This is a genomic window from Planktotalea sp., assembly GCF_049680325.1.
In the GTDB taxonomy this organism is placed as follows: Bacteria; Pseudomonadota; Alphaproteobacteria; order Rhodobacterales; family Rhodobacteraceae; genus Planktotalea.
In genome coordinates this window covers 1-1,810 of the sequence record NZ_JBAUHO010000083.1, presented here as the reverse complement: position 1 = coordinate 1,810, position 1,810 = coordinate 1, and the positions used below count along the sequence as shown (strand labels likewise).

The 1,810-nt window shown below is 54.9% G+C and carries 1 pseudogene; it reads right to left on the bottom strand.

Going from position 1 to position 1,810, the window contains the following annotated elements:
• Positions 1-177: 177 nt before the first annotated feature.
• Positions 178-1,417, bottom strand: a pseudogene (locus WBC85_RS03375) (IS3 family transposase).
• Positions 1,418-1,810 lie beyond the last annotated feature (393 nt).

The following is a 1,810-nucleotide window of genomic DNA, read 5'->3' as shown; positions in this document are numbered from 1 at the left end:
ACCCAAGTAACGTCCCAAATTTTGAATAAAAACAAGTAGATAGGTACTCCAACAAGTTGTGCCAACATCGAAATAGGTGTGCTAATCTTGATGTGCCAATGAAATTGTTCGGAACACAGAGGTGGTCCTGCTTTTTCGACCAGTTTGCAGCCCAGCTAAGGTAGATCAGGGTTTCATTCAGGCTGCCATTCTCATCGGTTCTGTTTTGCTGTCATAGGCCTCGTTGGGGGTCAATATGCCGTGGGTCGAATGCGGGCGCTCGGAGTTGTAATAGGTCAGCCATTTGCCGATCCCAGTCCGCATTTCTGATCCCGTTTCAAAGGCGTTCAGATAGACGCACTCGTATTTCAACGACCGCCACAGCCGTTCGATCATGCGATTGTCGCGCCAAGCGCCTTTCCCGTCCATGCTGATCTTGATCTTTGCGTCTGTCAGCACGTCGATCCACGCACCGCTGGTGAACTGACTGCCTTGATCCACTGCCCGGCAGGGTATTTGCGCAGCAAATGTCCCGAGAGGGCTGTTGAAGATTTCCGGCGTACCGTACTTGGTAATGGCCTCTTTCAAAGCCTCGACGCAAAAGCCCGCATCCATGCTGTTCGACAGCCGCCAGGACAAAACCTTGCGGCTGTACCAATCCACCCCTATCGGGATCATGCTGCGCATAACCCTGCCGGGCAGAGGATCGCCACAAGGTATAAGAACCCGCGCCGCATCGGTATGTAGGTAATATCTGCGCACCAGACCTGATTGGGCCGATCAATGACCATGTTGCGAAGCAGGTATGGCCTGACCTTATGTTGAGGGTGCTTCTTGCTGGTGTTTGGCTCCTGATCCCCTCTCGTGCATCGCTACGCGATACCCTGCCGGGCAGTGGATCGGTACCAGCCTCATCAGGCGCATCAACCGTCGTACACGGTGCCGACCACATCGACGCCCATTGCGCTTCATGTACCGGGCCATCTGGCGGGAACCGTACCAGGGCGCTTCCAGGAATTGCTTGTCGATGATCTCCATGAACCGCAGGTTTTCGGCGCTTTCACCGACAGGTCGATAGTAAAGCCGCGACCGCGACAGCTGCAACAGTTCGCACTGTTTACGAAGGCTTAACCTATGATCCCGGCTCACCATTTTTTGCCTCGCGTCCCGAGCAACTGATGCGAGGCTTCCATTGCCCGGCAGGCGCATCCGAAGGATGCTGCCGAGAGGGGGCTAAAAAATCCCGTTCCACCACCAACTGACCGATCTTTGAGTGCAGCTTGTCGACATCAGCGGCGCTAACCTGTTCTGGGGCCGCACCACGGCGCGTAAAGGCTGTCGCCATATTTTCTATCGCGGCTCGCTTCCAAGTCCCGATCTGAGTGGGATGCACGCCGTACTTCTTGGACAGCTCAGCCAACGTCATTTCTTCGCGGATCGCTTCAAGCGCAACCTTGGCCTTAAACTCCCCCTCTCGGGATCATGCCTTGCATGACCCTGCCGGGCAGTGGGACGAATGGTTCTTTCGTTTCTTCATTCTGGATCGTCACTTTCATCATGCAAACCACCTTAGCGGCTGGCCCAAATTTTCGCGACCACCTCTTTGCCTGATTGTAACCCATCGAACGCGCCATTGGCGCATTGAGTGAGCTACCCCCTGAAATTCGGGCACTGACGTAAGCTGCAATTTGCTGTCTGCTGATCTTCAACACGAAGGAGATCAGAGATGTCGAAACGGAAGCAACATCATCCAGAGTTTAAGGCCAAGGTCGCGTTGGAAGCGCTGAAGGGCGAGGAGACGGTCAGCGAACTGGCCAGTCGGTTCGGCGTG